Annotated in this window: 25 protein-coding genes and 1 tRNA gene; 15 read left to right on the forward strand and 11 right to left on the reverse strand. The window is 66.1% G+C overall.

Going from position 1 to position 26203, the window contains the following annotated elements; translation table 11 throughout:
* The coding region (locus tag MU449_RS00005) for a PAS-domain containing protein (RefSeq protein ID WP_244735928.1) at nucleotides 1–1261 on the reverse strand (1261 nt) is incomplete at its 3' end.
* Between the two features lie 118 nt (nucleotides 1262–1379).
* Nucleotides 1380–2765: a sensor histidine kinase RegB gene (gene regB / locus MU449_RS00010; protein WP_244735929.1), complete on the reverse strand. Its 1386-nt coding sequence runs from the start codon at nucleotides 2763–2765 to the stop codon at nucleotides 1380–1382.
* Between the two features lie 129 nt (nucleotides 2766–2894).
* Between regB and MU449_RS00015 the strand changes: the two genes are divergently transcribed.
* Both MU449_RS00015 and MU449_RS00020 read left to right on the forward strand, forming a co-directional pair.
* Nucleotides 2895–3449 carry an ActR/PrrA/RegA family redox response regulator transcription factor gene (locus MU449_RS00015; RefSeq protein WP_244735930.1) on the forward strand — a complete coding sequence of 185 codons (555 nt, stop codon included), beginning with the start codon at nucleotides 2895–2897 and terminating at the stop codon, nucleotides 3447–3449.
* A gap of 99 nt (nucleotides 3450–3548) precedes the next feature.
* The gene (locus MU449_RS00020) at nucleotides 3549–3857 is read left to right on the forward strand and encodes an H-NS histone family protein (protein WP_244735931.1); all 309 of its coding nucleotides are present in this window, start codon (nucleotides 3549–3551) and stop codon (nucleotides 3855–3857) included.
* Here the strand turns inward: MU449_RS00020 and MU449_RS00025 are convergent.
* Nucleotides 3854–4435: an HD family hydrolase gene (locus tag MU449_RS00025; protein ID WP_244735932.1), complete on the reverse strand. Its 582-nt coding sequence runs from the start codon at nucleotides 4433–4435 to the stop codon at nucleotides 3854–3856. The two genes, MU449_RS00020 and MU449_RS00025, sit on opposite strands and share 4 nt — an antisense overlap.
* Nucleotides 4436–4567: 132 nt before the next feature.
* Here MU449_RS00025 and MU449_RS00030 point away from each other — a divergent pair, with 132 nt between their 5' ends.
* Nucleotides 4568–4978, forward strand: a complete 411-nt coding sequence (locus MU449_RS00030; protein ID WP_244735933.1) for a hypothetical protein — start codon at nucleotides 4568–4570, stop codon at nucleotides 4976–4978.
* A 70-nt stretch (nucleotides 4979–5048) separates the two neighbouring features.
* Nucleotides 5049–6437 carry an adenosylhomocysteinase gene (gene ahcY / locus MU449_RS00035; protein WP_244735934.1) on the forward strand — a complete coding sequence of 463 codons (1389 nt, stop codon included), beginning with the start codon at nucleotides 5049–5051 and terminating at the stop codon, nucleotides 6435–6437.
* A gap of 51 nt (nucleotides 6438–6488) precedes the next feature.
* Here ahcY and MU449_RS00040 read toward each other — a convergent pair whose 3' ends face one another.
* The 6 genes from MU449_RS00040 to otsB all read right to left on the reverse strand — a co-directional run bounded on the left by MU449_RS00040 (nucleotide 6489) and on the right by otsB (nucleotide 14136).
* Nucleotides 6489–9623, reverse strand: a complete 3135-nt coding sequence (locus tag MU449_RS00040) for a multidrug efflux RND transporter permease subunit (protein ID WP_244735935.1) — start codon at nucleotides 9621–9623, stop codon at nucleotides 6489–6491.
* Between the two features lie 3 nt (nucleotides 9624–9626).
* Entirely contained in the window at nucleotides 9627–10808 is a 1182-nt protein-coding gene (locus MU449_RS00045) for an efflux RND transporter periplasmic adaptor subunit (RefSeq protein ID WP_244735936.1), read from the reverse strand.
* A 35-nt stretch (nucleotides 10809–10843) separates the two neighbouring features.
* Entirely contained in the window at nucleotides 10844–11401 is a 558-nt protein-coding gene (locus tag MU449_RS00050; protein ID WP_244735937.1) for a TetR/AcrR family transcriptional regulator, read from the reverse strand.
* Nucleotides 11402–11515: 114 nt separating this feature from the next.
* Nucleotides 11516–11950, reverse strand: coding sequence for a type II 3-dehydroquinate dehydratase (gene aroQ, locus MU449_RS00055; protein WP_244735938.1), 435 nt, complete (start codon nucleotides 11948–11950; stop codon nucleotides 11516–11518).
* Between the two features lie 12 nt (nucleotides 11951–11962).
* Nucleotides 11963–13399, reverse strand: a complete 1437-nt coding sequence (gene otsA, locus MU449_RS00060) for an alpha,alpha-trehalose-phosphate synthase (UDP-forming) (RefSeq protein ID WP_244735939.1) — start codon at nucleotides 13397–13399, stop codon at nucleotides 11963–11965.
* Nucleotides 13396–14136: a trehalose-phosphatase gene (otsB, locus tag MU449_RS00065; RefSeq protein WP_244735940.1), complete on the reverse strand. Its 741-nt coding sequence runs from the start codon at nucleotides 14134–14136 to the stop codon at nucleotides 13396–13398. Before otsB ends, otsA begins: the two co-directional genes overlap by 4 nt.
* A gap of 127 nt (nucleotides 14137–14263) precedes the next feature.
* Between otsB and MU449_RS00070 the strand changes: the two genes are divergently transcribed.
* Nucleotides 14264–15058, forward strand: coding sequence for an SDR family oxidoreductase (locus MU449_RS00070; protein ID WP_244735941.1), 795 nt, complete (start codon nucleotides 14264–14266; stop codon nucleotides 15056–15058).
* Between the two features lie 59 nt (nucleotides 15059–15117).
* Nucleotides 15118–16803, forward strand: coding sequence for a malto-oligosyltrehalose trehalohydrolase (treZ, locus tag MU449_RS00075; RefSeq protein ID WP_244735942.1), 1686 nt, complete (start codon nucleotides 15118–15120; stop codon nucleotides 16801–16803).
* On the opposite strand, the gene MU449_RS00080 is transcribed toward treZ, so the two are convergent.
* Nucleotides 16800–17657 (reverse strand): SDR family oxidoreductase, encoded by an 858-nt coding sequence (locus MU449_RS00080; RefSeq protein WP_244735943.1) that lies wholly within the window; start codon nucleotides 17655–17657, stop codon nucleotides 16800–16802. The two genes, treZ and MU449_RS00080, sit on opposite strands and share 4 nt — an antisense overlap.
* A 289-nt stretch (nucleotides 17658–17946) precedes the next feature.
* Here MU449_RS00080 and MU449_RS00085 point away from each other — a divergent pair, with 289 nt between their 5' ends.
* From MU449_RS00085 to MU449_RS00100, 4 genes are all read left to right on the forward strand, one after another.
* Nucleotides 17947–19413 carry an AMP nucleosidase gene (locus MU449_RS00085; protein WP_244735944.1) on the forward strand — a complete coding sequence of 489 codons (1467 nt, stop codon included), beginning with the start codon at nucleotides 17947–17949 and terminating at the stop codon, nucleotides 19411–19413.
* Nucleotides 19414–19527: 114 nt separating this feature from the next.
* Nucleotides 19528–19818 carry an HU family DNA-binding protein gene (locus MU449_RS00090; RefSeq protein WP_244735945.1) on the forward strand — a complete coding sequence of 97 codons (291 nt, stop codon included), beginning with the start codon at nucleotides 19528–19530 and terminating at the stop codon, nucleotides 19816–19818.
* Between the two features lie 82 nt (nucleotides 19819–19900).
* Complete coding sequence (locus MU449_RS00095) at nucleotides 19901–20764, forward strand: DMT family transporter (protein WP_244735946.1); 864 nt, start codon at nucleotides 19901–19903, stop codon at nucleotides 20762–20764.
* A 33-nt stretch (nucleotides 20765–20797) separates the two neighbouring features.
* On the forward strand, nucleotides 20798–22051 hold the full coding sequence (locus MU449_RS00100; RefSeq protein WP_244735947.1) for a DNA polymerase IV: 1254 nt from the start codon (nucleotides 20798–20800) through the stop codon (nucleotides 22049–22051).
* Here the strand turns inward: MU449_RS00100 and MU449_RS00105 are convergent, their stop codons facing one another.
* Nucleotides 22052–22903, reverse strand: a complete 852-nt coding sequence (locus MU449_RS00105; protein ID WP_244735948.1) for an N-formylglutamate amidohydrolase — start codon at nucleotides 22901–22903, stop codon at nucleotides 22052–22054. It lies immediately after the preceding gene.
* Between the two features lie 126 nt (nucleotides 22904–23029).
* On the opposite strand from MU449_RS00105, the gene MU449_RS00110 reads away from it, so the two are divergent.
* The 5 genes from MU449_RS00110 to MU449_RS00130 all read left to right on the forward strand — a co-directional run bounded on the left by MU449_RS00110 (nucleotide 23030) and on the right by MU449_RS00130 (nucleotide 26198).
* Nucleotides 23030–23104, forward strand: a tRNA-Val gene (locus MU449_RS00110).
* Between the two features lie 95 nt (nucleotides 23105–23199).
* Nucleotides 23200–23325 carry a type B 50S ribosomal protein L36 gene (ykgO, locus tag MU449_RS00115; RefSeq protein ID WP_244735949.1) on the forward strand — a complete coding sequence of 42 codons (126 nt, stop codon included), beginning with the start codon at nucleotides 23200–23202 and terminating at the stop codon, nucleotides 23323–23325.
* Between the two features lie 121 nt (nucleotides 23326–23446).
* The gene (locus MU449_RS00120) at nucleotides 23447–24961 is read left to right on the forward strand and encodes an alkaline phosphatase family protein (RefSeq protein ID WP_244735950.1); all 1515 of its coding nucleotides are present in this window, start codon (nucleotides 23447–23449) and stop codon (nucleotides 24959–24961) included.
* Nucleotides 24958–25851, forward strand: a complete 894-nt coding sequence (locus MU449_RS00125) for a lysylphosphatidylglycerol synthase transmembrane domain-containing protein (protein WP_244735951.1) — start codon at nucleotides 24958–24960, stop codon at nucleotides 25849–25851. Before MU449_RS00120 ends, MU449_RS00125 begins: the two co-directional genes overlap by 4 nt.
* Before the next feature lie 53 nt (nucleotides 25852–25904).
* The gene (locus MU449_RS00130) at nucleotides 25905–26198 is read left to right on the forward strand and encodes a hypothetical protein (RefSeq protein WP_244735952.1); all 294 of its coding nucleotides are present in this window, start codon (nucleotides 25905–25907) and stop codon (nucleotides 26196–26198) included.
* Nucleotides 26199–26203 lie beyond the last annotated feature (5 nt).

The following is a 26203-nucleotide window of genomic DNA, read 5'->3' on the forward strand; positions in this document are numbered from 1 at the left end:
CGACCGCCTCCTCGCCCAAGGAGGTGCCCACCTCCTCGCCCCACAGATCGGCATAGCGGGCGTTGGAGATGACGAGTTGGCCCGAGGGGGAAAACACGGCCACCGCCTCCTCCATCGCGTCGATCACCGCCTGCCCCAGGGCCAGATCGGCGCGGAAGCGGCGGGTGCGGGTCATCTCGGACGAGATGTCTTCGAACATGATGGCCATGGCACCGCCGGGATAGGGGCGGCCCACCACGCGGTAGGTCTGGCCCGAAGGCAGGCTCCACGTCTCCTCATAGCGGCCTTGGGTCGCGGCCTCTTCCAGATCGACCATGCGCTTGCGCCAGCCGTGATAATCCTTGGGTTCGGGGATCATGCTGCGGTCGCGCATCGCGTCCAGAACGGCGAAGAGGGTGGGGCGGGCCGACAGGAAATCCGCCGGAAGGCCGGTCAGGTCCAGAAGCGCGGGGTTGAACATTTGCAGGTTGCGGCGATGGTCGAAGATCGCGAGGCCGATGGGCAGGTCGGCAAAGGTGCGGGTCAGCGTCTGGCGAAAATCGCTGAGAGCGTTTTCCGCGTCCACCGCCTGATCGACCGGCCAGGCGAACCCGGCGCGCACCTCTCCCTCTGTGCCGGACCGGGCAAGGGCGAACCACAAGGGCACGTCGCCGGGGCCCGACAGGCGGGACCGGGGCGCATCGGCGGGAAACAGGCGGGGCAACGGCCATGTCTCGGCGGCCTTGCCGCCCACGGCGCAATAGGCGCGGTTGGCCCAGATCACCTCGCCATCCGCCGCTTCCTGCCACAGGGGCAGGGGGGCGGTCTGTACGATGTGGCGCAGGCGCGCGACCTCGTCGGCCTGAACGCGCTGGGTCAGGATGTCGGTGGGCCCGTGCGAATCGCCGTCCAGAACGATGCGGGTCACGCCCCCGCGCCAATCCGCCGTGCAGGTCAGATCCCGGCTGTGCAACCGCAGGCGCCCCAGTGTTTCCAGCCGGTCGAACTGATCGGCGGCGTCGGCGAACTGCCGGGTCAGGAACGCCATCACGCGGTCGCGCGGGGTGCCGTCCCCGTCCCCGATCTGCGTCAGCAGCGTACGGGCGCTGGCGCTGGCGTCCAGAAGGTGCGGGCCGTCGAACAGAAAGACCGTCTCGGCTCCGCCCATTGCGGGGGCGGGACGGCGGCGGGCGATGACGGTGCGCAGCACGAAGGCCATGCCACATGCCAGAAGGGCGAGCGCTTCGATCCGAAGCAGGTCCATCAGGCCGATCGCGTGCATTCATCTTCCCCGTGTGCCGTTTTCACCGCATGGTAGGGTGCAAAATGGTTAATTCATTTTTAACTTTCGACCGTTTTTCGCGTGGGACGTGTGGCCGCGCAGGATTGTTGCGCGGATGTCACGAAAGGGGGAAGGGCCGGTTTTCCTCCAGCGGGCCTGTTTCGGCGGTGATCGTGTCGCGCGGCCAGATCACATCCACCACCGCGCCGCTGCGCAAGGGATGCTCCTCGGGGGCGAGGAAAGGGTGCGATCCGTTGCCGAAGGTCAGGGTGGCCCCCGTGCGCTCCAGAAGCGTCTTGGCGATGAAGAGGCCGAGGCCCATCCCCTCATATCCCGGGCGGCGCATCAGATCCTGCGGCAGGCGGCGGGGGCGCACGAACGGCTCGCCGATGCGCCCGAGGATCTGGGCGGGATAGCCTTCGCCGTCATCGGCAACCCGGACGCGGATCTCGTCCTCGCTCCAGCGGGCATCGACCCAGACGGTGGTGGCGGCGAAATCGACGGCGTTCTGCACCAGATTGCGCAGCCCGTGGATGATTTCGGGCCGACGCTGGATCAGGGGGATGCGGTCGTCCTCCTGCCCCGCCACATCGCCGCGGGCCGAGAATTCGACCACGCGGCCGCGGGCGATATGCGGTTCGGCCGCCTCGCGCAGGAGGGAGGTCAGGGGGGCCTGCCGCATCAGCGTGTCGTCCTTTCCCGCCCGTCCCATGGAATGCAGGATGTCGCGGCAGCGCACCGCCTGATCGCGGATCAGGGCGGCATCCTCGTGAAGGTCGGGCCGATCGGACAGCTCTTCCATCAGCTCGGCGCTGACCAGCTTGATCGTCGCCAGGGGGGTGCCGAGTTCGTGCGCGGCGGCGGCGATCACGCCCCCCAGATCGGTCAGCTTCTGTTCGCGGGCCAGCGCCATCTGCGTGGCCAGAAGCGCGTTCTGCGTGGTGCGGATCTCGGTCGCGACGCGGCGGGCATAGATCGAGGTGAAGGCGATGCCGATCACCATCGACAGCCAGAAGCCGAAGCGGAACAGGGCCGGCGTCTGCAACAGCGAATTGTCCGACAGTTCCATCGGCAGGTGCCAGATCGTCACCGCCGTCACCCATATGGTGGCGCAGACCGACAGGATGATCGTGGTGCGCAGCCCCAACGCCGCCGCGGCGATCACCACCGGCGCCAGGATCAGCAGCACGAACGGATTGGACAATCCCCCCGTCAGAAAGACCAGCACCGACAACTGCGACATGTCGAACAGCAGGGTCAGAAGGGCCTCGTTCTCGCTCAGGTGCCGATTGGTGCGGCAGCGCATCGCCAGCGTCAGGTTGACCGCCGCCAGAACGGCCACCGCAAGATAGCAGGGCAAAAGGGGCAGATGAATGTCCAGAAGCCGAAAGCAGACGGTGATTGCCGCGAACTGGCCCAGAATCGAGATCCAGCGCAGGTTTATCAGGGTGCGCAGTCGCAGCCAGTCGCCGCGCGGGATCGGGGTGGGCGCGACGGAATGCATGAAATATCCTCGGTTCGGGGCGAATTTCGCAAATGTTACCGCCCGCTTCCCCCGTATTCAATGCAAGGACCGGTGACGTTCCCCCCCGCGCGGGATAGGGTTCGGCGCGAATGACCCCAGGAGAGAGCGATGGCCGACGACGAATTTCCCGACCTTGGCGAGGATCGCAGCCTGCTTCTTGTGGACGATGACGAGCCGTTCGTGAAACGGCTGGCCAAGGCCATGGAAAAACGCGGGTTCGCCACCCGCACCGCCGACACCGTGGCCCTTGGGCGGCAGATGGTCGCCGAAAGCGCGCCGGCCTATGCGGTGGTCGATCTGCGGCTGGAAGATGGCAATGGATTGGACGTCGTTGAAATGCTGCGGGAATGCCGACCGGATTGCCGCATTGTCGTTCTGACCGGATATGGCGCAATTGCGACGGCCGTGGCGGCGGTAAAGATCGGTGCAACCGATTACTTGTCCAAGCCCGCCGACGCCAATGAAGTCATGCACGCTTTGTTATCAAAGGATGAACCTCATCCGTTGCCCCCGGACAATCCGATGTCCGCCGATCGCGTAAGGTGGGAACATATTCAACGGGTTTATGAAATGTGTGACCGAAATGTGTCCGAAACCGCCCGGCGGCTGAACATGCACCGCCGAACCCTTCAGCGAATCCTTGCCAAGCGCAGCCCGAAATAAAGCACATTTGTGAATATTCGCCCGAAAGGGCCTTTCCCGATTGCAACTTTTAGTTAGTTCTTTAATGGGCTTCAAACGATCTTGTGGAAAGGGCCGGTGATGGATCTGAACGAAATGTCTTTGAAAGACCTGAAGGAAATGAAGCAGCAGGTCGAGCGGGCCATTTCGACCTTCGAAATCCGCCGCAAGCGTGAAGTCGCCGCCAAGCTTGAGGCCGAGGCCCGCGACCTTGGATTTTCACTTCAGGATTTGGCGGCCGCGACGCAAACCCGTCGCCGCAGCCCCGCAGCGCCGAAATACGCCAATCCCGATGCGCCGGACGAAACCTGGTCGGGCCGCGGGCGCAAACCGCGTTGGTTCGCCGATGCAATTGAGGCGGGAAAAACGCCGGAAGATTTGGCGGTCTAATTCGTCAATTCGGCGAAACGATCCAGAAAGGCCTGCCGTGTTTCGGTGGGCGGGCGCAGAATAAGACGCAGGCCGTCCGTGATATCGGGGGCCGGAGGCTTTCCGAAAATGCGGGAGGCCTCTTTTTCGTCGAAGCCCGCAAGTTCCACCGCTTCCATGCGGGCGGAAATCCGGTCGGCCTGTTTGATCCGCCGTTTCAGCGCGACGGACAGGACGGCGGGAAGGCCGAACCGGTGGTGCACGGCGGCGGTCAGGCGGGCGTCAAGCTGTCCATAGGCGGGGCCGATCGCGCTTTTGACCGGGCTGATCATGTCGCCGATGACGTATTCCGGCGCGTCGTGCAGCAGGGCCGCCAGACGGTGCGCGGCGGGTGCGGTGGGGTCCAGTCGCGTGAAGATCTGTTCCACCAGCAGCGAATGTTCGGCCACGGAATAGGGCCAGTCCCCCCGGGTCTGCCCGTTCCAGCGCGCCACGAACGCAAGACCATGCGCAATGTCCGCGACCTCGATATCCATCGGTGTGGGGTCGAGCAGATCCAGACGGCGTCCGGACAACATGCGCTGCCATGCGCGGGTCATGATCCGGGCCCTTTCATGCGAAATCCATGCCTGTCCGGCCTGTCGTAGCGCGCCCGGCGCGGGGGCGCAAATCCCGTGTTCGGAACATTTTCCCCGCATCCCGGTTGAATTGGCGAACATGGAGGGATTGAGATGATCCGTATGACGTTGCGCCACATGGCCCTGGCTGGGGCCGCCCTGACGGTTCTGGCAGGCCCGGTCGCCGCCGTCGTGAACCCCGCCTCCGGGGCGGAGCGGGTGGACTTGGCCTATTACGATGCCGTGACCCGCACGGGCATGGATCAGCTGGCCACCGATCCCTATTGCGCATCGCCGGAGATGCTGGCGATCGATCTGGGCGAGGTTTATGGCGAGGATATCGTCGCCACCCATGCGCGCGACGATGGCCGCTCGTTCGATCTCTGGGCATCGCCCGAGATGGGGACGTGGACCGTCAGCTACACCCGCCCGGACGGCGTTGCCTGTGTGATCGGGTCGGGAACGGATTGGGATGCGGGCGACAGCGCCACCGAACGTCTGGTTCAGGTCGGCCTGCGCCCCTGATCCTCCGGCCTTGATTGCCCCGGTCCGGATCGGCTGATATGCCTGCGCCTGAATGAAACAGGAGCGCCCCATGGCCGATTACATCGTCAAGGACATCGCCCTTGCAGGCTACGGCCGCAAGGAACTGACCATCGCCGAAACCGAAATGCCGGGCCTGATGGCGCTGCGCGAGGAATATGGCGACAGCCAGCCCCTCAAGGGCGCGCGCATCGCCGGCAGCCTGCACATGACCATCCAGACCGGCGTGTTGATCGAGACGCTGACGGCGCTGGGGGCGGATGTGCGTTGGGCGTCGTGCAACATCTTTTCCACCCAGGATCACGCGGCGGCGGCCGTTGCCGAGGCGGGCGTCCCCGTTTTCGCCATCAAGGGGGAGACGCTGGAAGATTACTGGGCCTATACCGACCAGATCTTCCAGTTCGAGGAGGGGGCGAACCTGATCCTCGACGATGGCGGTGACGCCACGATGTACATCCTCATGGGTGCGCGGGTGGAGGCGGGGGAGACCGGCCTTCTCGACATGCCCACCAGCGAGGAGGAGGTGGCCCTGTTCGCCCAGATCCGCAAACGTCTGGACGCGAGCCCCGGCTGGTTCACCCGTCAGCGCGACGCGCTGAAAGGCGTGTCGGAGGAAACGACGACGGGTGTCCACCGCCTTTACGACCTGCACAAGAAGGGCCAGCTGCCCTTCCCCGCGATCAACGTCAATGACAGCGTCACGAAGTCGAAGTTCGACAACAAATACGGCTGCAAGGAATCGCTGGTCGACGGCATCCGCCGCGCGACGGATGTGATGATGGCGGGCAAGGTCGCGATCGTCTGCGGGTATGGCGATGTGGGCAAAGGCTCGGCGGCGTCGTTGCAAGGGGCGGGCGCGCGGGTGAAGGTGACCGAGGTCGATCCGATCTGCGCCCTTCAGGCCGCGATGGACGGGTTCGAGGTCGTGCTGCTGGAGGATGTGGTGGACAGCGCCGACATCTTCATCACCACCACCGGCAACAAGGACGTCATCCGCATCGAGCATATGCGCGCGATGAAGGACATGGCGATCGTTGGCAACATCGGCCATTTCGACAACGAGATTCAGGTCGCCGCCCTCAAGAACCACAAATGGACGAACATCAAGGATCAGGTGGACATGATCGAGATGCCTTCGGGCGCCCGCATCATCCTGCTGTCCGAAGGACGTCTTCTGAACCTTGGCAACGCGACGGGGCATCCGTCCTTCGTGATGTCCGCCAGCTTCACCAACCAGACGCTGGCGCAGATCGAGCTGTGGACCACGACCGGCACCTACAAGCCCGGCGTCTATATCCTGCCCAAGGCCCTGGACGAAAAAGTCGCGCGTCTGCATCTGGCCAAGATCGGCGTGAAGCTGACGGAGCTGAGCAAGGAACAGGCCGATTATATCGGCGTCACGGTCGAAGGGCCGTTCAAGGCGGAACACTACCGCTACTGATCTGCCGTCACGGTAACGGAAAAGGCGCCCCGAGGGGCGCCTTTTTTCATGTCAGGCCTGTGCCTCATCCTCGTGATGCGGGCGGGTCGGATCGTGATCCTTGCCGCGCAGCTTCAGCACCGCGCCCAGAACGAAGACGAAGAACACCGGCACGAAGAAGATCGCAAGGATCGTGGCCGAGATCATGCCCCCGATCACCCCGGTCCCCAGCGCGTTCTGGCTGGCCGCCGATGCGCCCGAGGCGATGGCCAGCGGCACCACGCCCATGGTGAACGCCATGGAGGTCATGAGGATCGGGCGGAAGCGCAGCTTGGCCGCCTCCACCGCCGCGTCGATCAGGCCCATGCCTTCGGCACGCAGATCCTTGGCGAATTCCACGATCAGGATGGCGTTCTTGGCCGACAGGCCGATGATCGCGATCAGCCCCACCTTGAAGTAGATGTCGTTGGGCATATCGCGCAGCATCACGGCCGCCACGCAGCCAAGAATGCCCAGCGGCGTCACCAGCATCACGGCAAACGGGATCGACCAGCTTTCATAAAGACCGGCCAGCAGAAGGAAGACGAACAGGATGCTCATCCCGAACAGAAGCATGGCGGTGTTGCCCGAGCTGATCTCCTCCAGCGTCTGGCCGGTCCATTCATAGGCGAAGCCCTGCGGCAGTTCGCCCGCCAGACGCTCCATCTCGGCGATGGCATCGCCCGAGGAGACGCCCGGCACCGCCTGCCCCGCGATCCGCACCGCGGGATAGCCGTTGTAGCCGACCACCTGGCTTGGCCCCGACGCCCAGGACACCGTGGCAAAGGACGAGAAGGGGACCATCCCGCCATTCACGTTGCGCACCGTCAGATCCAGGATCTGTTCGGCCTGCATCCGGTCGCTTTCCTCGGCCTGGACGATCACGCGTTGAAGACGCCCGCCATTGGGGAAATCGTTGACATAGGCCGAGCCGAGATTGGTGCCGATGGTGCGGTTGATGTCGGCAAACGTCACGCCGAAGGTCTGCGCCTTGTCGCGGTCGATTTCCACGGTGACCTGCGAGGCGTTGGGCAGCCCCTCCACCCGCAGGCCCGCGACCTTGCCGCCTTCCTGCGCGGCGGCCATGAGCTGCGCCGCCGCCGCCTGAAGCGCCTGCTGGCCCATGCTTCCCCGATCCTCCAGCCGGAACGAGAAACCGCCCGAGGTGCCGAAGCCCGGAATGGGCGGGGGCGACAGGGTGAAGGCCTGCGCATCCTTCAGGCCGAACAGCTTCATGTTCATCTCGTTGGAGATGTCCGCCGCCGTCTGGTCACGATCGCCGTAATCCTTGAAGGTGGAGAACATGAGACCCGCGTTCGCCCCCTGACCCGAAAAGCTGAATCCCCGGATCGCCACCGTGTTCACCACGTTTTCGTTGCCAAGGAACGTCTGTTCGATCTGGCGCAGGGCGGCATCGGTCCGCTGCGAACTGGCGGTCGGCGGAGTCTGCACATCGGTAATGACGAAGCCCTGATCCTCGTTCGGAAGAAAGTCGGTGGGCAGGCGCAAGAAGCCGAAGGCCGTGACCGCCACAAGCACCAGATAGATCGCCATCATCAGGAACGACCGGCGCGCCAACATCCGCACCCCGTTGGAGTAGCGGTGGCTGGTCGCGTCGAACTTGCGGTTGAACCAGCCGAAGAAGCCTTTCTTCTCGTGGTGGTCCTTGATCGGTTTCAGAAAGCTGGCGCACAGCGCGGGCGTCAGCGACAGCGCAAGGAAGGCCGAGAACAGGATCGACACCACCATCGTCAACGCGAACTGGCGATAGATGATGCCGGTGGAGCCGGGGAAGAACGCCATCGGCACGAACACGGCCGACAGAACCAGCGTGATGCCGATGATCGCGCCCTGGATCTGGCCCATGGCCTTGCGGGTCGCCTCGCGCGGACCAAGGCCTTCCTGAGCCATGATGCGTTCGACATTTTCGATCACGACGATGGCGTCATCGACCAGGATCCCGATGGCCAGAACCATCGCGAACATGGTCAGCACGTTGATCGACAGCCCCGCCACCAGCATGACGCCCACCGTTCCCAAAAGGGCGATCGGCACGACGATGATCGGGATCAGGGTGTAGCGGATGTTCTGCAGGAAGATGAACATCACGATGAAGACCAGCGCCACGGCTTCCAGAAGCGTATGCAGCACCTTTTCGATCGAGGCTGCAACGAAGGGCGAGGTGTCGTAGGGGATCTGGTATTCGACGCTGGCAGGGAAGAACTGGGTCAGTTCGTCCATCTTGGCCTTGATGGCCGCCGACGTTTCCAGCGCGTTGCCGGTGGCCGACAGCTGCACACCCATGGCCGCCGCCGGCTGGCCGTTCAGGCGGGATTCGAAGTTGTAGGTGTCCGACCCGATCTCGATCCGTGCTACGTCTGACAGGCGGACGGTCGATCCGTCGGGATTGGCGCGCAGGACGATCTTGCCGAACTCCTCGGCCGATTGCAGCTGGCCGCGCACCAGAACGGTGGCGGTCAGTTGCTGGTCGATGGGATTGGGGTCGGCGCCGATCTGACCGGCGGCCACCTGCGCGTTCTGCGCCTCGATGGCCGAGATCACCTCAGTCGGGGACATGTTGAAGCCGGTCAGCTTGTTAGGGTCGATCCAGACGCGCATCGCCTCTTCCGAGGCGAAAACCTGCGCCGATCCCACGCCCGCGATCCGCCGGATTTCGTTCGCGACGTTGCGGTTCAGGTAATCGCCAAGCGCCGTGCTGGTCAGCGATCCGTCCGAGGAGGTGATGGACAAGACCAGAAGAAAGCCCTGCGCCGCCTCTTCGACGTTGATGCCCTGGTTCACGACCGCCTGCGGCAGAACGGGTTCGACCCGGGCGACCGCGTTCTGCACATCCACCTGCGCCACACCGACATCGGTGCCGGGCGCGAAGGTCGCGTTGATGGAAATGGCGCCCGAGGAATCAGAGGTGGATTCGAAATACTGGATGCCCTCGATCCCGTTCAGCTCCTCCTCGATGGGCTGGGCGACGGAGCGATACATTTCTTCGGGCGTGGCCCCGGTATAGAAGGTGGAGATGGAGATCTGCGGCGGGGCCACCTGCGGATATTGGGCCACCGGCAGCTGGACCAGCGACAAGAGGCCCGCGATGACGATGAAGATCGATATGACCCAAGCCAGAATCGGCCGTGTGATGAAGAACTGGGACATGGTTTATTCCTGCGGCGCAGCGGCGTCGGCGGAGGCCGCCGTGACGGTCTCCGGCGGCTGATAGGGTTCGGGGACGACCTTGGCCTCGGGGAACAGCTTCTGCGCCCCTTCGACCACGACGCGGTCCCCGGCCTGCAGGCCATCCGTCACCAGCCAGCGCGATCCGATCGAATTGCCCAGCGTGACGGGGCGGGGTTGGGCGACATCGCCCTCGCCCACGACATAGACGGTGGTGGCACCCGAACTGTCGCGCTGCACCGCCATCTGCGGAATCGCCAGGGCGTTCTCGCGCACCGCCTGTTCGATCTGCACGCGGACATAGAGGCCGGGCAGCAGATAGCCGTCGGGGTTGGGGAATTCCGCCCGCAGGGTCACCTGCCCCGTGGTCTGATCGACGGTGGCTTCGGAAAACAACAGCTTGCCCGGATGATCGTAGGTGGAGCCGTCGTCGAACACCAGGCGGACGACCATCTCGTCCGGGCTGCTGGCGCTCAGCTGTCCGGCCTCCAGCGCGCGGCGCAGGGCCAGCACTTGCGACGAGGACTGGGTGAAATCGGCATAGACGGGATCAAGCTGCTGGATCGTGGCCATCACGTCGGTCTGGGCCGACACGAGCGCGCCTTCGGTGATGGTGGCGCGGCCGATCGTGCCGGAAATGGGGGCGCGCACTTCGGTGTAATCGAGGTTCAGTTGCGCCTCCTGCAACTGGGCCTGCGCCACGGCGATGTCGGCATCCGCCTGGGCCAAAGCCGACACGGCCGAATCATAGGCCGACCCGGAGGAAGCGTTGCGGTCGCGCAGTTCCTGCTGCCGGTCGGCCTCGGCGCGCGCGTTGGTTTGCGCGGCGCGGGCGCGGGCCAGCGTGCCTTCGGCGCTGGCCACCTGCACGCGGTATTGGGCAGGGTCGATGCGGTAAAGGATGTCCCCCGCGTTGACCAGCCCGCCCTGTTCGAACACCCGTTCCACCACGATGCCGCCCACACGGGGGCGCACTTCGGCGATGCGGGTGGCCGACACGCGCCCGGGAAGTTCGTTGATCACCGGCAGGGGTTCGGGCGCAAGCTCCACCACCGAAACGGCGGTGGGCGGCATCTCGCCCCCACCCGGTGCCTGCGCGGCGGCGGGGGTCACGAGGGCCAGGGCGGGGGCCAGGAGGGCCAGAAGGGCGATGCGATAGCGGATCATGGGAGGGACCTTGCTGGGGAGGGAGGTGCGGCCGGTCATTCGTCCGGCTGTGTAAGGAAGGTGCGGATATCGTCGAGAATCTGGCGACGGTCGTCGGGCGAAAAGGTGAACAGGTCCAGATATTCCATGGACATCACCCCGTGCAGGGCGGCCCAAGCCAGCCGCGCACGGCGGGGATCGCGCGTTTCGGCCAAGACCAGCTCGATATCCTCGCGGAAGCGGGCCTGCATCAGCGCGCGGCAGGCGTCGTCGCTGGACAGGCTGGCGGTAATTGCCATGGCGCAGGCGGTGTCCTCGTCGTTGCGCACCTTGCCGCAGAAGGCGAGCATGGCGTGCAGGAAGGGGTCCGGCTGTCCGTTCGGCACCTCGCTCAGGGCCTTGTCGATGCCCTCGCGCTTCTGGTTGATCTTCTGTTCGACGAACGCGGCCAGAAGCGCGCTCTTGTTCTGGAAGTCATAGACGACGCTGGACTTGCTGATCCCGGCCTCTTGCGCCACCGCGTCGATGCTCAGCCCGGCGACGCCGTGCTTTTTGACCACGGCTTCGATGGCATCCATCGTGTGGTTGCGGTCGATGGTCCGTTTGCGCCCCATGATCCCCGTCCGAAAATTTCGATACAATCGTTCGGATATGGGGCGCTTTGCCAAGGGTCAAGGCTGTTTCCGCACGGACGTTTGGAAAAAACCCGCCCTGCGGCGAAATGTCGGTCAGGGGGCCAGAAGAAAGGCCATGTGCCGGATCGACAGCACATATCCATGCGTGCCGAATCCCGCGATCACCCCATCCGCCCGCGCGCTGAGATAGGAGTGGTGGCGAAACCCCTCGCGCCGATGGACGTTCGAGATGTGCAGCTCGATCACCTTGCCGTCAAAGGCGTTCAGCGCGTCCAGGATCGCCACCGAGGTGTGGGTATAGGCCCCGGCGTTGATCACGATCCCCCGCGCCGTGCCCCGTGCCTCCTGGATCCAATCCACCAGCTGCCCTTCATGGTTGGACTGGGCGCAGCGGACCTCGATCCCCAGCTCGCCCCCCATGCGCCGACACGACGCCTCCACATCGGCCAGCGTTTCGGCCCCATAGATCTCGGGCTGGCGCTGACCCAGAAGGTTCAGGTTCGGTCCGTTCAGGACAAGGATGGTCATGGCGCGTCGCCCTCAGGTGTCGGACTGGGATGGGGCGGCATGGTCCCTCGAATGGCTCAGCGCCGCAAGATAGGATCGGCACCACGATCCGATGTCGTGTTCCAGAAGATAATCCATCATGTCCCGCCAGCGCGAGCGGCGCTCCTCCAGCGTCATGGTCAGGGCCCATTCCATCGCGCGGGCGGTCTGTTCGCTGTCATGCGGGTTGCACAGGACCGCGCCGCGCAGACCCCGCGCCGCGCCGGCGAACCGCGACAGGACCAGCACGCCCGGATCGTCGGGATCCTGGGCGGCGACATATTCCTTGGCCACAAGGTTCATCCCGTCGCGCAAGGGGGTCACAAGCCCCACCCGCGCCTGCCGGTAAAGACCCGCCAGCGCCTCACGCGCAACGCCCTGGTTGATATAGCGGATGGGCGTCCAGTCGATCCGCCCCATCGTTCCGTTCACCCGTCCCGCCAGCGATTCGACCGTGGCCTGCATGTCGCGGTATTCGGGCACCTCGGACCGCGAGGACGGGGCGATCTGCAAGAGCGTCACATGGCCGCTGCGATCGGGGTTCAGTTCCAGAAACCGTTCGAACGCCAGGATGCGTTCGGGGATTCCCTTGGAATAATCCAGCCGGTCCACGCCGATGATCAGGTCGCGCCCGTTCATGGACCGGCGGACGTCCTGCACCTCGTCCATCTCCTCGGACTGGGCGGCAAGGCGGGCGAATTCCGCCGTCTCGATCCCGATGGGAAAGGTGGCGGCCTGGAAGGTGCGGCCATAGGCGCGCAGGGCGGCGGCGGCGGGGGCCGCCTCGGCCAGCGGGGTGTTCGGCGCGCGGCCCCCCACCCCTTCGCGGATCAGGCACGAGATGTAGTTGTCCAGATCGTGGTCCGTCTGAAACCCCACAAGGTCGTAGGAGGACAGGCCTTTCAGGATCTGGTCATAGATCGGCATGGCGAACAGGATGTCGGCGGGCGGCCAGGGGATGTGCAGAAAGAAGCCGATGCGGTTCTTCACCCCCCGCCGCCGCAACTCCGCCGCCAGCGGGATCAGGTGATAGTCGTGCACCCAGATGATGTCGTCGGGTTCGATCAGCGGCATCAGGCGGTCCGCAAACAGCCGGTTCACGCGGAAATACCCGTCCTTGTCGCGCCGCGAATATTCCGCAAGGTCGATGCGGCAATGAAACAGCGGCCACAGCACGCGGTTGGCAAAGCCGCTGTAATATTCGTCCACATCGCGCGAGGACAGGTCGGTCAGCACGTAATCGATGGCGCCGTGGCTGCGGCGATGGACGGGGCCGGGCTCTTCCTCGCCCGACTGGCCGGACCAGCCGAACCAGATGCCGCCCTCTTCCTGCAGGGCCGCATGGACCGCGACGGCAAGGCCGCCCGCAGGCAGTTTGCCATCCTTGTCCGGCAGCGGCACCCGGTTCGACACGACGATCATCCGGCTCATGACACGATCCTTTCAAGGGCGGCACGCAACGCCGAGGGGGAGGGGAGATGCGCGGTGGCCGCCGTGGGTTCGGACGGATCGGCGATGCGGATCGACAGACCGCCCATGGCATTCGCCACGGGAAACATCGTCTCGTCCGTGACGTCATCGCCGATGGTGACGGGGCGACGGCCGGCAAAGGGCGCGCCCTCCATGAACGCCCGCACGGCCGATCCCTTGGTCGCCCCGGCGGGGCGCAGTTCGACGACCATCTTGCCGAACTGCAGCTCCCACCCCGGCGGCAGATCGTCCAGCAGCCCCTGCATCCAGGTCCTCATCTCCGCCTCACGCGCGGGGGCGGCGCGGTAATGCAGGCCAAGCGCGATGCCTTTGTCCTCCACCAGCAGATCGGGATCCTCTGCCAGCGGGGCCATCCGGGCGCGGGCCATATCCAACCCATCGGGCACGGGCAGGGCGGACAGCGGGTTCCCTGGCAGACGCCGCTGGAACCCGTGCAGCGCGGCCAGCGGAAAATTGTGGGGCGCAAAGGTCCGGTCCACCCAGGTCGCCTGCCGCCCCGTGACCAGTGCCAGCGCCCCGCCCTGACGGTCGGACACCCGCATCAGCAGATCCGGCAGCCCGTCCGGGATCACGATCCCGTCCGGCGTGTCGGCCAGATCGATCAGGCAGCCGTCGATGTCCAGAAACAGGGCAAACCGGTCGGGGGCGTCGCGCACGGGGTCCAGGGGATGGGGCATCGTCTCTCGCAAGGCTGTGTGTCGGGTGGAATGTGTTGCACGCGCCGCCGAAATCCACCGCACGTCGCGCGGAACCACATGCGCCGCCCATGCGCTGTCCCGGCACGCCCCGCTGATGGAGAGATGCATGGACCGCGACGCCCCCGCCGATTTCACCCCGCGTTTTCCCGGATCGGGACGGTTGGCGGGCAAGGTGTGCCTGATTTCCGGCTCCTCCTCCGGCATCGGCCGGGCGGTGGCGATGCTGTTCGCGCGGGAAGGGGCGAAGGTCGTCGTCACCTATCACAAGGCCAAGGAGGAGGGGGACGAGGTGTTGGCCGCGGTGAAGGCCGAAGGGGCCGAGGGCCTTGCCCTGCATCTGGACGCGACCGACCGCGCCTCCTGCCGTGCGGCGGTGGCGCAGACGGTGGAGGCCTTCGGCGGCCTGGACGTTCTTGTGTGCAATGCCGGCATCCAGAGGGTCGAGACCGACATCGCCCAGATCGACCCCGACTGGGTGGAGAAAATCTTCGCAACCAACGTCTACGGCTATATCTGGTTGGCGCAGGCGGCGTTGGAGCATATGCGCGAAGGGGCGTCCATCGTCTGCACCACATCGGTCAACGCCTATCGCGGGCATCCGGTGCTTCTGGATTATTCGGCCACCAAGGGGGCGGAACTGGGCTTTCTGCGCGCGCTGGCCGCCAATCTGGCGGATAAGGGCATTCGCGTGAACGGTGTGGCCCCCGGCCCGATCTGGACCCCGCTGATCGGTGAGACGATGCCGGAAAACGTCGCCAATTTCGGCACCGACGTGCCGATGAAACGCCCCGGACAACCGAACGAGGTGGCGCCCGCCTATCTTTTCCTCGCCAGCGCCGATGGCAGCTATGTCACGGGGCAGGTCCTGCACCCCAACGGCGGAATTCCGATCAACGGGTGATCCGCGCGGGAACCGTTTCGCCCCGCCTCGCTTGATCACCGGGATCAGCGGAGATGGCGATGCAGCGACGGTATGGATGGGGCGCGGAGGAAATCGCGCCGGGGACGTGGAGCTTTGCCCTCTGGGCCCCCGATGCGCATGAGGTATTCGCCGAAACCGGCGGCCAGCGCATTGCGATGCCCCCCACGCAGGACGGCTGGCATGTCGGCACCGGCGCGGCACGGGCCGGCGACACCTATCGCCTGAACGTGGACGGCACCTCCATCCCCGATCCCGCATCGCGGGCGCAGGATGGGGATGTGCACGCGGCCTCCCTCCTCGTGCCGCCGGCCGATCCCCCCATCTGGCCGGGCCGCCCATGGGAAGAGGCCGTCATCTTCGAGATGCATGTGGGCCTGTTCACGCCCGAAGGCACCTTCCGGGCCGCCATCGCCCGCCTGCCCGATCTTGCGCGGATGGGCATCACGGTGATCGAGGTCATGCCCATCGCCCAGTTTCCCGGCCAGCGGGGCTGGGGGTATGACGGGGTTCTGCACTATGCCCCCCACACCGCCTATGGCACGCCCGACGATGTCCGCGCCTTCGTCGCGGCGGCGCATGAGGCGGGGCTGAGCGTCATTCTGGACGTGGTGTTCAACCATTTCGGGCCGGACGGGGCCTGGATCCATCACGCATCCCCCACCTTTTTCGATCCGGACATCCAGACGCCCTGGGGCGCGTCGATCGCGTTCCACGAACCCGCCGTGCGGCGGTATTTCATCGACAACGCCCTTTACTGGCTGCGCGAATTCGGCTTCGACGGCTTTCGCTTCGATGCCGTGGACCAGATCCGCGACCGGGAGGAGCCGGAGTTTCTGGTCGAACTGGGCGAGGCCATCCGCGCCGAGGGGTTTGACCGTCCGATCCACCTGACCACCGAAGACAACCGCAACATCACCCGCCTGCATGACGAAAACGGCCCCTATGACGGCGAATGGAATGACGATTACCATCATTGCATCCACGTCCTGCTGACGGGCGAGACCTTCGATTATTATGCCAGTTTCGGCCCGGCCCCGTTCCACGATCTGTGCCTGTCGCTGGAATGCGGCTTTGTCGAACAGGGCCAGCCCCGCCCGCCACAGAAGACGGGACGGGGGGAGAAGTCCTGCGACCTGCCGTGGCACGCCTTCGTCAACTTCAACCAGAACCACGACCAGACCGGCAACCGCGCCAAGGGCGAACGCCTTCTCGCGCTCGCCGATCCGCAGGCGGTGAAGGTGGCCCACGGGCTTTTGCTGCTGGGACCGTTCATCCCGATGCTGTTCATGGGCGAGGAGGCGGGTGAGACCGCGCCGTTCCAGTTCTTCGTCGATTTCGAAGGCGATCTGGCGGACGCCACCCGCAAGGGGCGGCATGACGAATTCCCCTCGGTCAAGGAATTTCCCGATCCGGTCGATCCGGCCACCTTCGAACGCTCCCGCCCCTATACGTCCGAGACGGCGGAAACGGCGGTGTGGCGGGATCTGACGGCGCGCCTTCTGGCCCTGCGCCATGACCGGATCGTGCCGCTGATGAAAAGCGGACGGGCGGGCGATGCGGTGGTGGAACGGCTGGGCGGCCGGGCGCTGATCGCGACCTGGCCCTTTGCCTTGGGCACCTTGCGCGTGGCCGTGGATTTCGGCGGGGCCGAAAGCTTCCCCGAAGGCGGGGCCTTCCGAATGGAAGAAGGCCCCTACCGCCTTGCGGCGTTCCTCGACGCCTAGATCATGGGCATCCCGCCGGTGACCGCGATCGTGGCCCCGGCGGTATAGCTCGACCCCGCCTCGGCCAGCATGACATAGGCGGAGGCCAGCTCTGCCGGTTGGCCCGGACGGCCCATCGGCGACTGCTGGCCGAAATTCTGGACCGAGTCGGAGGTCATGGTGGAGGGGATGAGCGGCGTCCAGATCGGGCCGGGGGCCACGCAGTTCACCCGCACCCCGCGCGGTGCCAGCATCTGCGCCAGACCGGCGGTGAAGTTCTGGATCGCCCCCTTGGTCGTGGCATAGGCCAGAAGGCTGGGCCCCGGCTTGTCGGCGTTGATCGACGTGGTGTTGATGATCGACGATCCCGGCTTCATGTGCGGCAGGGCCGCCTTGGTCAGCCAGAACATCGCATGGATGTTCACGCGGAAGGTCAGATCCCATTCGCTGTCGCGGATGTCCAGAATGTCGTCGAAGGTCATCTGGTGGGCGGCGTTGTTCACCAGGATGTCGATCCAGCCGAAATGATCCACCACGCGCTGCATCACGTCGCGACAGGTCGTGGGGGTGCCGATATCGGCGGCGATGGCCAGCGCGCGGCGGCCTTCCGCCTCGATCAGGCGGACCGTGTCCTGCGCCTCTTCGTTTTCGGAGAGATAGCAGATCGCCACATCCGCCCCTTCGCGGGCATAGGCGATGGCGACCGCGCGCCCGATGCCGCTGTCGCCGCCGGTGATCAGGGCGACGCGGCCCTTCAGGCGGCCCGTTCCGACATAGCTTTTTTCGCCGCAATCGGGAACGGGGGTCATCTTGCGGCTGTCGCCCGGAACATCCTGCGGCTGATCGGGGAACGGGGGGCGGGGGTAATCGGACATGGGACGTCTCCACTCGCGTCGGATATTGGGGAAACACATCGCCGCCCGCGCGGTTCCCTCGATCCGTGCGGTCACGGAAACGTGATGCGTTCGACCGGAACTGTTCCGATCCGTGGGGGTTGGGACGGGCAACTGGCGGCAGACGCGTCCCCATCGCCCCACCGTCCGGTTCGTTTCCAGTCCGCCCGCAGGGTGATTTCCCTCTCCTGCGGGCGGCAACGGAGGCGTCAGCGTTCTTGTGCTGTCATGGTCATACGCTATCCTTGCCCGACCCGATGGCAGGACCGACATGACCGAAACACTTCACACCCCCGCATCCCCCGCCCCCAAGGCCTTCACCCGTGCGGATGAGGCGGTGGCCCATCTGAAATCCCTTTATCGCGATGCGACGGTGTTTCTGGCGACGGCCTTTTCCGATGTGATCGAAGGCGAGCGTCCGGGAGGGCGGTTCCGCGCCTTCTATCCCGAAATCAGGATGACCACCTCCAGCTTTACCCGCGTCGACAGCCGCCTTGCCTTCGGATACGTGGCCGAACCGGGGACCTATGCCACCACGATCACGCGGCCCGAACTGTTCGGAAACTATCTGGAGCAGCAGATCGACCTATTGTTGCAGAACCACGGCGTGCCGATCTGGATCGGGGTGTCGGACACGCCGATGCCGCTGCATTTCGCGCTGGCCGGCACCCCCGCCGCTCTGGTGCCGCAGGAAGGGGTGCTGGATTTCGCCCTGCGTGACATGTTCGACGTGCCCGATCTGGCGACGACCAGCGACGGGGTGGTGAACGGCCAGCGCCGCCTGCCGGGGGGGGAGGCGCCTTTGGCCCCGTTCACCGCGCAGCGCATCGATTATTCCCTGGCGCGGCTGACGCATTACACCGCGACCGACCCCGACGATTTCCAGAACCACGTCCTGTTCACCAACTATCAGTTCTATGTCGACGAGTTCGAGGCCTATGCCCGCCGGATGCTGGCCGACCCGGACAGCGGCTATTCCGCCTTCGTGGCGCCGGGGCATCAGACCATAACGACCGAGGACGGGGTCATCACGCCGCTGCCGCGCCTGCCGCAGATGCCAGCCTATCACCTCAAGCGCGCCGACGGGCAGGGGATCACACTGGTCAATATCGGCGTGGGCCCGTCGAACGCCAAGACCGCGACCGACCACATCGCCGTTCTGCGCCCCCATGCGTGGCTGATGGTCGGGCATTGCGCGGGGCTGCGCAACAGTCAGAATCTGGGCGATTTCGTGCTGGCCCACGCGTATCTGCGCGAGGATCACGTTCTTGACGCGGATCTGCCCGTCTGGGTGCCGATCCCCGCGCTGGCCGAGATCCAGATCGCGCTGGAGGAATCGGTGGAGGAGGTGACGAAGCTGGAGGGGTATGAGCTGAAGCGCATCATGCGCACCGGCACCGTCGCCACCATCGACAACCGCAACTGGGAACTGCGTGACCAGTCCGGCCCCGTTCATCGCCTGTCGCTGTCGCGCGCCATCGCGCTGGACATGGAAAGCGCGACCATCGCCGCCAACGGCTTCCGGTTCCGTGTGCCTTACGGCACGCTTTTGTGCGTGTCCGACAAACCGCTGCATGGCGAATTGAAGCTGCCCGGCATGGCGTCCGATTTCTATCGCACGCAGGTGGCGCGACATCTGATGATCGGCATCCGCGCGATGGAAAAGCTGCGCGCCATGCCGATCGAGAGGATGCACAGCCGAAAATTGCGCAGTTTCGACGAAACGGCTTTCCTTTAACCGCCGACCGGGGAAATTCTGCGCAAAAAGGCTTGCCTTGGCGCTCAAAAAGCTGTGTAGCGGCTTAGGGCCGCCGCGCGCGGACGTAAGAAAACAAGGATCAGGAGGCATTCCATGACCGTCAAGCCGATGACCAAGACCCAACTCGTGGCCGCTCTGGCCGATGAAATGGGCGGCGACAAGAAAACCGCGACCGCCGCACTGGACGCGATCGCATCCATCGTCACCCGTGAAGTGTCGGGCGGCGGCGCCGTCACCCTGCCGGGCATCGGCAAGGTCGTGTGCCGCGAGCGTCCCGAGCGTCAGGTCCGCAATCCCGCCACGGGCGAGACGATGACCAAACCGGCCGACAAGCAGGTGAAGGTGACCATCGCCAAGGCCCTGAAAGACAGCGTCAACGGCTGATCTGTCCGGCATGGGCGCGTGATGCGGCCCATCTGCCTGAAAGGCCGCCGCAAGGTGGCCTTTTTCCATTTGCGGGGGTGACATGGATCTGCGGTCGATTTTTTTGGGGCTGGCCTTCGCGCTGATGTGGTCCTCGGCCTTCACCGCCACGCGGATGGTGGTGATGGACGCGGCGCCGCTCCATGCGCTGGCGGTGCGCTTTGCCCTGTCGGGCGTGGTCGGGATCGTGATCGCCCGCGCGCTGGGCCAAAGCTGGCGACTGACGCGGGCGCAATGGCGCGCGACGTTGCTGTTCGGGCTGTTTCAGAACGTGATCTATCTGGGCTGCAACTTCACCGCCATGCAGACGGTGGAGGCGAGCTTTGCCGCGATCATCGCCGCCGCCATGCCCCTGGTCGCGGCGCTGCTGGCTTGGGTGTTTCTGGGCGAACGGATGCGCCCTTTGGGGATTGCGGGCCTTGGTGTCGGCATGGCGGGGGTGGTGATCATCATGTCCTCGCGCCTGTCGGGGGGCACGGATCCTTACGGCATCGCGCTGTGTATCGTGGGGGTCGTGGCGCTGGCGGCGGCGACCTTGTTCGTGCGCGGGGCGGCGGGGTCGGGCAACATGCTGATGGTGGTGGGCCTGCAGATGCTGGTGGGGGCTGCCATCCTCGGCGTGATTGCGCCTGTGGTGGAGCCGTTCCGCCTGGACCTGAACCCGCGTCTGGTGGCGGCGTTCCTTTACACTGCCTTCATCTCGGGCCTGCTGGCGACGCTGGTGTGGTTTGCGCTGGTGGGGCGGATCGGGGCCGTGCGGGCGGCCAGCTTTCATTACCTCAACCCGTTTTTCGGCCTGCTGATCGCGGCCCTGCTGCTGGGAGAGGTGATCGGCATCTGGGATGTGGTGGGCGTGATCATCGTCGCCTTGGGCATTCTTGCGGTGCAACGCTCCAAACGCGCCTAGCGGAACGTGGGGGGAACATGGTAACGTCACCCCATGCCCAGCCTGTGCCGATCCTGTCTGACCCTGTTTGACGCCGGCGGGCGCTGCCCCGCCTGCCGCAGCCCGCGTGTGCTGGCCCATCCCGAACTGCACGACCTGTCCATCGCGCATATGGATTGCGACGCCTTCTATGCCAGCGTGGAAAAGCGCGACAACCCTGACCTGCGCGACAGGCCGGTGATCGTGGGGGGCGGCACGCGGGGGGTGGTCGCCACCTGCTGCTACATCGCGCGGATTTCGGGGGTGCGCTCGGCCATGCCGATGTTCCAGGCGCTGCGGCTTTGCCCCGAGGCGGTGGTCGTGAAACCCCGCTTCGATGTGTATGTCGAGGTCAGCCGCGCCATACGGGCGATGATGGAGGATCTGACCCCCGCGATCCAGCCACTGTCCTTGGACGAGGCGTTCATGGACCTGTCCGGCACGGCCCGCCTGCATGGCGCGCCGCCTGCCTTGCTGATGGCCCGTCTGGTCCGGCGGATGGAGGAGGAGTTGGGCATCTCCGGCTCGGTCGGGCTGTCGCACAACAAGTTTCTGGCCAAGATCGCCTCCGACCTCGACAAGCCGCGGGGCTTTTCCATCATCGGGCGGGCCGAGACCGAGGCGTTCCTGACCGCGCAACCCGTCAAGATCATCTGGGGGGTCGGCACGGCCACGCAGGCCGCGCTGGAGGGGGTGGGCATTCGCACCATCGCCGATCTGAAGCGCTGGGATCGCCGCGATCTGGGCGCACGGTTCGGGTCGATGGGGGATCGGCTGTGGCATCTGGCGCGCGGGATCGACACGCGCCCCGTGGCGCCCGACCGCGCGGTCAAATCCATCTCCAAGGAAACCACGTTCAACGAGAACACCGCCGACCCCGATATCCTCGACGGGCATCTGTGGCGGCTTGCGGTGCAGGTGGCGGATCGGGCCAAGGCCAAGGATCTGGCGGGCCGCACGGTGGTGCTGAAGCTGAAACGGGCCGATTTCGGTCTGGTTACGCGGCGTCACGCGCTGGGCGAGGCCACGCAATCGGCCGACCGCATCTATCGCGAGGGGCGGCGCCTTCTGGATGCGGCAGGGCATGTGGGGTCGGTGCGGCTGATCGGGATCGGGATCGCCGATCTGGGGGCGGGGGATCAGGCGGACCTGTCGACCGATCTTCTGGACCCCGACGCCCGCCTGCGCCGCGCCGCCGAACGCGCGACCGATTCGATCCGCGCGAAGTTCGGCACCGATGCGATCATCCGGGGCCGGGCGCTGCGGTGATCACTCGGCCGCCAGCGGCAGGGCATCGCCGATGGTCACGATGCGCGCGATGACCCGGTCGATCAGGGCGGCGAAGGCATCGAAATCGGGCCGTTTCTCGATTCGCGCCTCATCCATGTAAAGCGCGCGGTCGATCTCCACCTGCACGGCGTGCTGGTCGCGGGCGGGGCGGCCATAGGCCTGGGTGATATAGGCCCCGGCGAAGGGGGTGTTGCGGCTGACCCGCAGGCCCGCGTCGTGGAACGCCGCCTCCACCTCGGCCATGATCGCGCGTCCGCAGGCCGCACCGAACCGGTCGCCCAAGACCACGTCGGGGCGGGGGGATCGGTTCGACAGCGCCTCATGCGGCATGGAGTGGCAGTCGATCAGGACCGCGCGCCCGTGATGGTGCAGCGCGTCGGCCATCAGGCCGCGCAGGGCGGTGTGATAGGGGTGCCAATGGTCGATCAGCCGCGCCTCGGCCTCGGCCCGCGCGATCTTGCCGTCATAGATCGGCTGCCCGCCCGCCACGACGCGGGGAATCACCCCAAGGCCGGAGGCGATTCGCGGATTGTGCGGAATGCGCCCCACATCGAGGATCAGCGCGGGGTCCAATTCGTCCGCGCTGCGGTTCAGGTCGATGAAGGCGCGCGGGGCGGTGGCCGCGATCAGGGTCGCGCCGTGGCGGGGGGCCGCGGCGAACAGGTCGTCCACAAACGCATCCTCGGACGACCGGATCGCGGTGCCCTTCAGGCGCGAACGGCCCAGAAAACCGGCCGGATAATTCCGCCCGCTGTGCGGAGAGGAGAAGACGAAGGCCCCCGTGTGCCCGTCGTCGGGGCGGGCCAGGCGATAGGCGCGGGCATCGGTCATCGGCGCATCCTCCTCATCCGCGATATAAGCGTGTTTCGCCCCGTGCCAAAAGCCCCTTGATCCCGTCTGCGACTCTGACTATAGACACGCCACACCGAAACGGGCGACGGCCCCGATCGGCAGCGTGGGCGGTTAGCTCAGCGGTAGAGCACTACGTTGACATCGTAGTGGCCACTGGTTCGATCCCAGTACCGCCCACCATTCGTCACCGCCCCGCAGGGGGCGCTGGTTCACCGCCCCTTCGGGGGCAATTTGTTTTTCAAGGCGCACGCGCGCCGCGATTAGGGGATAGAGAGATGAAGGTTGCGAACTCGCTCCGCTCGCTCAAGCTGCGCCACCGCGATTGCCAGGTCGTGCGCCGCCGGGGCCGCGTCTACGTCATCAACAAGACGCAGAAGCGCTTCAAAGCCCGCCAAGGTTGATCCTCGGACGCCGGGCTTCGGACACAGAATTTCAAAGGCCGTCGGGTTTTCCGGCGGCCTTTTGCGTTTGTGATGGGGTGGGCGCTTGACCGCCCCCGGATACCGCATCAGATCGCGCGGAATGCGGTTTCACACAACTCAGGCCCGGGCGTGGTGGCGCCCCTTGATGGCGGCGGCGCTTCTGGGCGCGATCCTGGCCGTGCCCGCGCGGCCCGTCTGGCCTGCGGCCGTGGTGCCGTTGGAACTGCCCGTGCTGCTGATGCTGGCCTTGGTGCCGGTTCTGCGGCCCCTGCTGCTGGGCGCGCTGATTCTGTCGCTTCTGGTGAAGCTGGCCGATATCGGCATTTTCGCCGCGTTTCACCGTCCGGCGGACCTGATCGCGGATTGGCCGCTGCTGCCCGCCGCGTGGCAGTTGGGGGCGGCCAATCTGGGCGCGGGACGGATGAGTGTGGGGATCGCCGCCGTTCTGGCGTTGCTGATCGTGCTGGCCCTCGCCATCCGGTGGAGCGTGCGCCAGCGGGGTCTGGGATGGGTGGCGGCGCTGGCGGCGGTCGCCGCGCTGCTGTTCCCCGCCGCCGCCGACACGTCGCGGTTTCTGGCGGCGAAAGCCACCGAAACACGGGCCGCCCTTGCCAGCCGCACCGAATTCCGCACCGCCGCCTTGCGCGATCCGTTCGACGGGCGGGCGGGCAACCTTGCCGGGTTGGGGGCGACGGATGCGGCGATCATCTTCGTGGAAAGTTATGGCCGGACCAGCTTCGACACCCCGCTTTACGCCGAACATCCCCCCATCCTGCGGGATATCGAGGGGCGGGCGCGGGCGGCGGGGCTGGCGATGCGGTCGGGGTGGCTGACCTCGCCCATTTCCGGGGGACAAAGCTGGCTGGCGCAGACGACCTTGGTGTCGGGCCTTCATGTGTCCGATCAGGGGCGGTATCGCGCGCTTCTGGCCAGCCCGCGCCGCACGCTGTTCGATCTGGCCGAGGCCGGGGGGCGGCATCCCGTGGCCTTCGCCCCCGCCATCACGATGGCTTGGCCCGAAGCCCCGCTGCTGGGGTTCCGGGAGGTGCTGGCCGCGGCCGACATGGGCTATCGCGGGCGCCCGCTGAACTGGGTGACCATGCCCGACCAATACACGCTGTCGGTCGTCGAACGCCGTCTGCGCGCGCCCCATGACCGCCCGATCTTCGCGCAGGTGGCGCTGATCTCCTCGCACGCGCCGTGGGTGCCGGTGATCGACCCCGTGCCGTGGGCTGATGTGGGCGATGGGGCGGTGTTCGACGGGGCCGGTTGGGACACCCGCACCCCCGAGGAGGTCTGGGCAAATCCCGACACCATCCGCGCGCAATATGCGGCCTCCATTGCCTATTCGCTGAAGATCGTCGGCGATTTTGCGCTGCGTCAGGCGGACAATCCGCCGCTTCTGGTCATTCTGGGCGATCATCAGCCGGCGAATTTCGTGGCGCAGATGGACAATCGCGATGTGCCGGTCCACATCATCGGCGCACCGGAGTTGATTCGCAGGTTCGATGGCTGGGGCTGGGCCGACGGGATGATCCCCGATCCCGCCTTGCCCGCCTGGCCGATGGAGGCGTTCCGGGATCGTTTTCTGACCGCGCTGGGGGATGGACCGTGACGCTCGACATGAACTCGCCCGTGATGCGGGTTCTCAAGATCGCGGTGCCGCTGGCGATTCTGGCCGGGTTGTGGGTGTTTGCCGATGGCGAACAGATCGCCCACCGGCTGCGCAACGCGGATCCCGGCTGGCTGATCGCCGCGCTGGCCATCGTGAATGTCCAGACCGGCCTGTGCGCGGTGCGCTGGCACATGACGGCCACGCGGCTGGGCCAGCATCTGCCGCTGGTCGTGGCGATTCGCGAATATTACGTGGCGCAATTCCTGAACCAGACCATGCCGGGCGGGGTGGCGGGCGACGTGGCCCGCGCGGTGCGGGTCAAGGGCGACAGCATGGCGAAATCCGGCGCCAGCGTCGCGATCGAGCGGATCAGCGGACAGGTCGGGATGCTGGTCATCATGATCTGCGGTCTGGCGCTGGCCATGGCGCATGGCGAGGTGCCTTGGCGCATCGGCGCCACCCCCTTCGGCATCGGCATCGCCATCGCCGTGGCGCTGCCGATCGTGTTTTTCCTGATCCCGGATCGGGTGCGGAATGCCATCCGGCGGGGCATCCTGGATATCTGGGTGCGGCAAAGCGCGCTGGGCCTGCTGATCGCGGCCTGCAACATCCTGGCCTTCGGGTTCTGCGCCCATGCCATCGGGGCGGATCTGAACCCCATCGCCGCGGCGGCGCTGGTGCCGGTGATCCTGTCGGCCATGCTCATCCCGGCCTCTGTCGCGGGGTGGGGGTTTCGCGAAGGGGCGGCCGTGCTGTTCCTGCCCGTGGCGGGGGTGGGGGCGCAATCGGCCATCGCGACCAGCGTGGCCTTCGGCGCGGTGGCGCTGGTCGCCGCTTGTCCCGGCGCGTTCCTGCTGCGCCGCCCCCGCGCCTTCCGCCGCGCCAGCTGACCGCTTTACAGACCGCGCGCCGACGTTAGGATACGGCGATGAAGGAGAGCGTCATGCCCATTCCCCCCCGTGCCCTTGCCGCCCTGGCGTTGAAGACCGGCGTGTTCGCCATGGCCGTCTGGGCCATCCGGCGCGGCCTGTCCGACGGGCGCACCGATCAGCGCGCCGAGGAGGCGCTGGACGATCTGGATGAGGGGTTGGCGCTGCACCGTCCGCTGGACCGTGCGGTGGACGGGACGCGCCAGACCAACATTGCCGCCCGCGCGCGGCGCAGCTTTCACTGGCCCGGCGGCGGGGTGGAAGTCGACGGCGCGCTGATGGCCCGGCTGAAAATCCGCCGCCTTTAACGCTT

Origin of the sequence: Falsirhodobacter halotolerans, assembly GCF_022899245.1 — a bacterium.
Lineage (GTDB): Bacteria > Pseudomonadota > Alphaproteobacteria > Rhodobacterales > Rhodobacteraceae > Falsirhodobacter > Falsirhodobacter halotolerans.

Excerpts from the sequence above, each read along its gene's own strand:
- regB (WP_244735929.1), bottom strand. The coding sequence starts at position 2,765 with ATGCATTCCGTCGCGCCCACCCCGATCCCGCGCGGCGACTGGCTGCGA.
- MU449_RS00015 (WP_244735930.1), top strand. The coding sequence starts at position 2,895 with ATGGCCGACGACGAATTTCCCGACCTTGGCGAGGATCGCAGCCTGCTT.
- MU449_RS00020 (WP_244735931.1), top strand. The coding sequence starts at position 3,549 with ATGGATCTGAACGAAATGTCTTTGAAAGACCTGAAGGAAATGAAGCAG.
- MU449_RS00025 (WP_244735932.1), bottom strand. The coding sequence starts at position 4,435 with ATGACCCGCGCATGGCAGCGCATGTTGTCCGGACGCCGTCTGGATCTG.
- MU449_RS00030 (WP_244735933.1), top strand. The coding sequence starts at position 4,568 with ATGATCCGTATGACGTTGCGCCACATGGCCCTGGCTGGGGCCGCCCTG.
- ahcY (WP_244735934.1), top strand. The coding sequence starts at position 5,049 with ATGGCCGATTACATCGTCAAGGACATCGCCCTTGCAGGCTACGGCCGC.
- MU449_RS00040 (WP_244735935.1), bottom strand. The coding sequence starts at position 9,623 with ATGTCCCAGTTCTTCATCACACGGCCGATTCTGGCTTGGGTCATATCG.
- MU449_RS00045 (WP_244735936.1), bottom strand. The coding sequence starts at position 10,808 with ATGATCCGCTATCGCATCGCCCTTCTGGCCCTCCTGGCCCCCGCCCTG.
- MU449_RS00050 (WP_244735937.1), bottom strand. The coding sequence starts at position 11,401 with ATGGGGCGCAAACGGACCATCGACCGCAACCACACGATGGATGCCATC.
- aroQ (WP_244735938.1), bottom strand. The coding sequence starts at position 11,950 with ATGACCATCCTTGTCCTGAACGGACCGAACCTGAACCTTCTGGGTCAG.
- otsA (WP_244735939.1), bottom strand. The coding sequence starts at position 13,399 with ATGAGCCGGATGATCGTCGTGTCGAACCGGGTGCCGCTGCCGGACAAG.
- otsB (WP_244735940.1), bottom strand. The coding sequence starts at position 14,136 with ATGCCCCATCCCCTGGACCCCGTGCGCGACGCCCCCGACCGGTTTGCC.
- MU449_RS00070 (WP_244735941.1), top strand. The coding sequence starts at position 14,264 with ATGGACCGCGACGCCCCCGCCGATTTCACCCCGCGTTTTCCCGGATCG.
- treZ (WP_244735942.1), top strand. The coding sequence starts at position 15,118 with ATGCAGCGACGGTATGGATGGGGCGCGGAGGAAATCGCGCCGGGGACG.
- MU449_RS00080 (WP_244735943.1), bottom strand. The coding sequence starts at position 17,657 with ATGTCCGATTACCCCCGCCCCCCGTTCCCCGATCAGCCGCAGGATGTT.
- MU449_RS00085 (WP_244735944.1), top strand. The coding sequence starts at position 17,947 with ATGACCGAAACACTTCACACCCCCGCATCCCCCGCCCCCAAGGCCTTC.
- MU449_RS00090 (WP_244735945.1), top strand. The coding sequence starts at position 19,528 with ATGACCGTCAAGCCGATGACCAAGACCCAACTCGTGGCCGCTCTGGCC.
- MU449_RS00095 (WP_244735946.1), top strand. The coding sequence starts at position 19,901 with ATGGATCTGCGGTCGATTTTTTTGGGGCTGGCCTTCGCGCTGATGTGG.
- MU449_RS00100 (WP_244735947.1), top strand. The coding sequence starts at position 20,798 with ATGCCCAGCCTGTGCCGATCCTGTCTGACCCTGTTTGACGCCGGCGGG.
- MU449_RS00105 (WP_244735948.1), bottom strand. The coding sequence starts at position 22,903 with ATGACCGATGCCCGCGCCTATCGCCTGGCCCGCCCCGACGACGGGCAC.
- ykgO (WP_244735949.1), top strand. The coding sequence starts at position 23,200 with ATGAAGGTTGCGAACTCGCTCCGCTCGCTCAAGCTGCGCCACCGCGAT.
- MU449_RS00120 (WP_244735950.1), top strand. The coding sequence starts at position 23,447 with ATGCGGTTTCACACAACTCAGGCCCGGGCGTGGTGGCGCCCCTTGATG.
- MU449_RS00130 (WP_244735952.1), top strand. The coding sequence starts at position 25,905 with ATGCCCATTCCCCCCCGTGCCCTTGCCGCCCTGGCGTTGAAGACCGGC.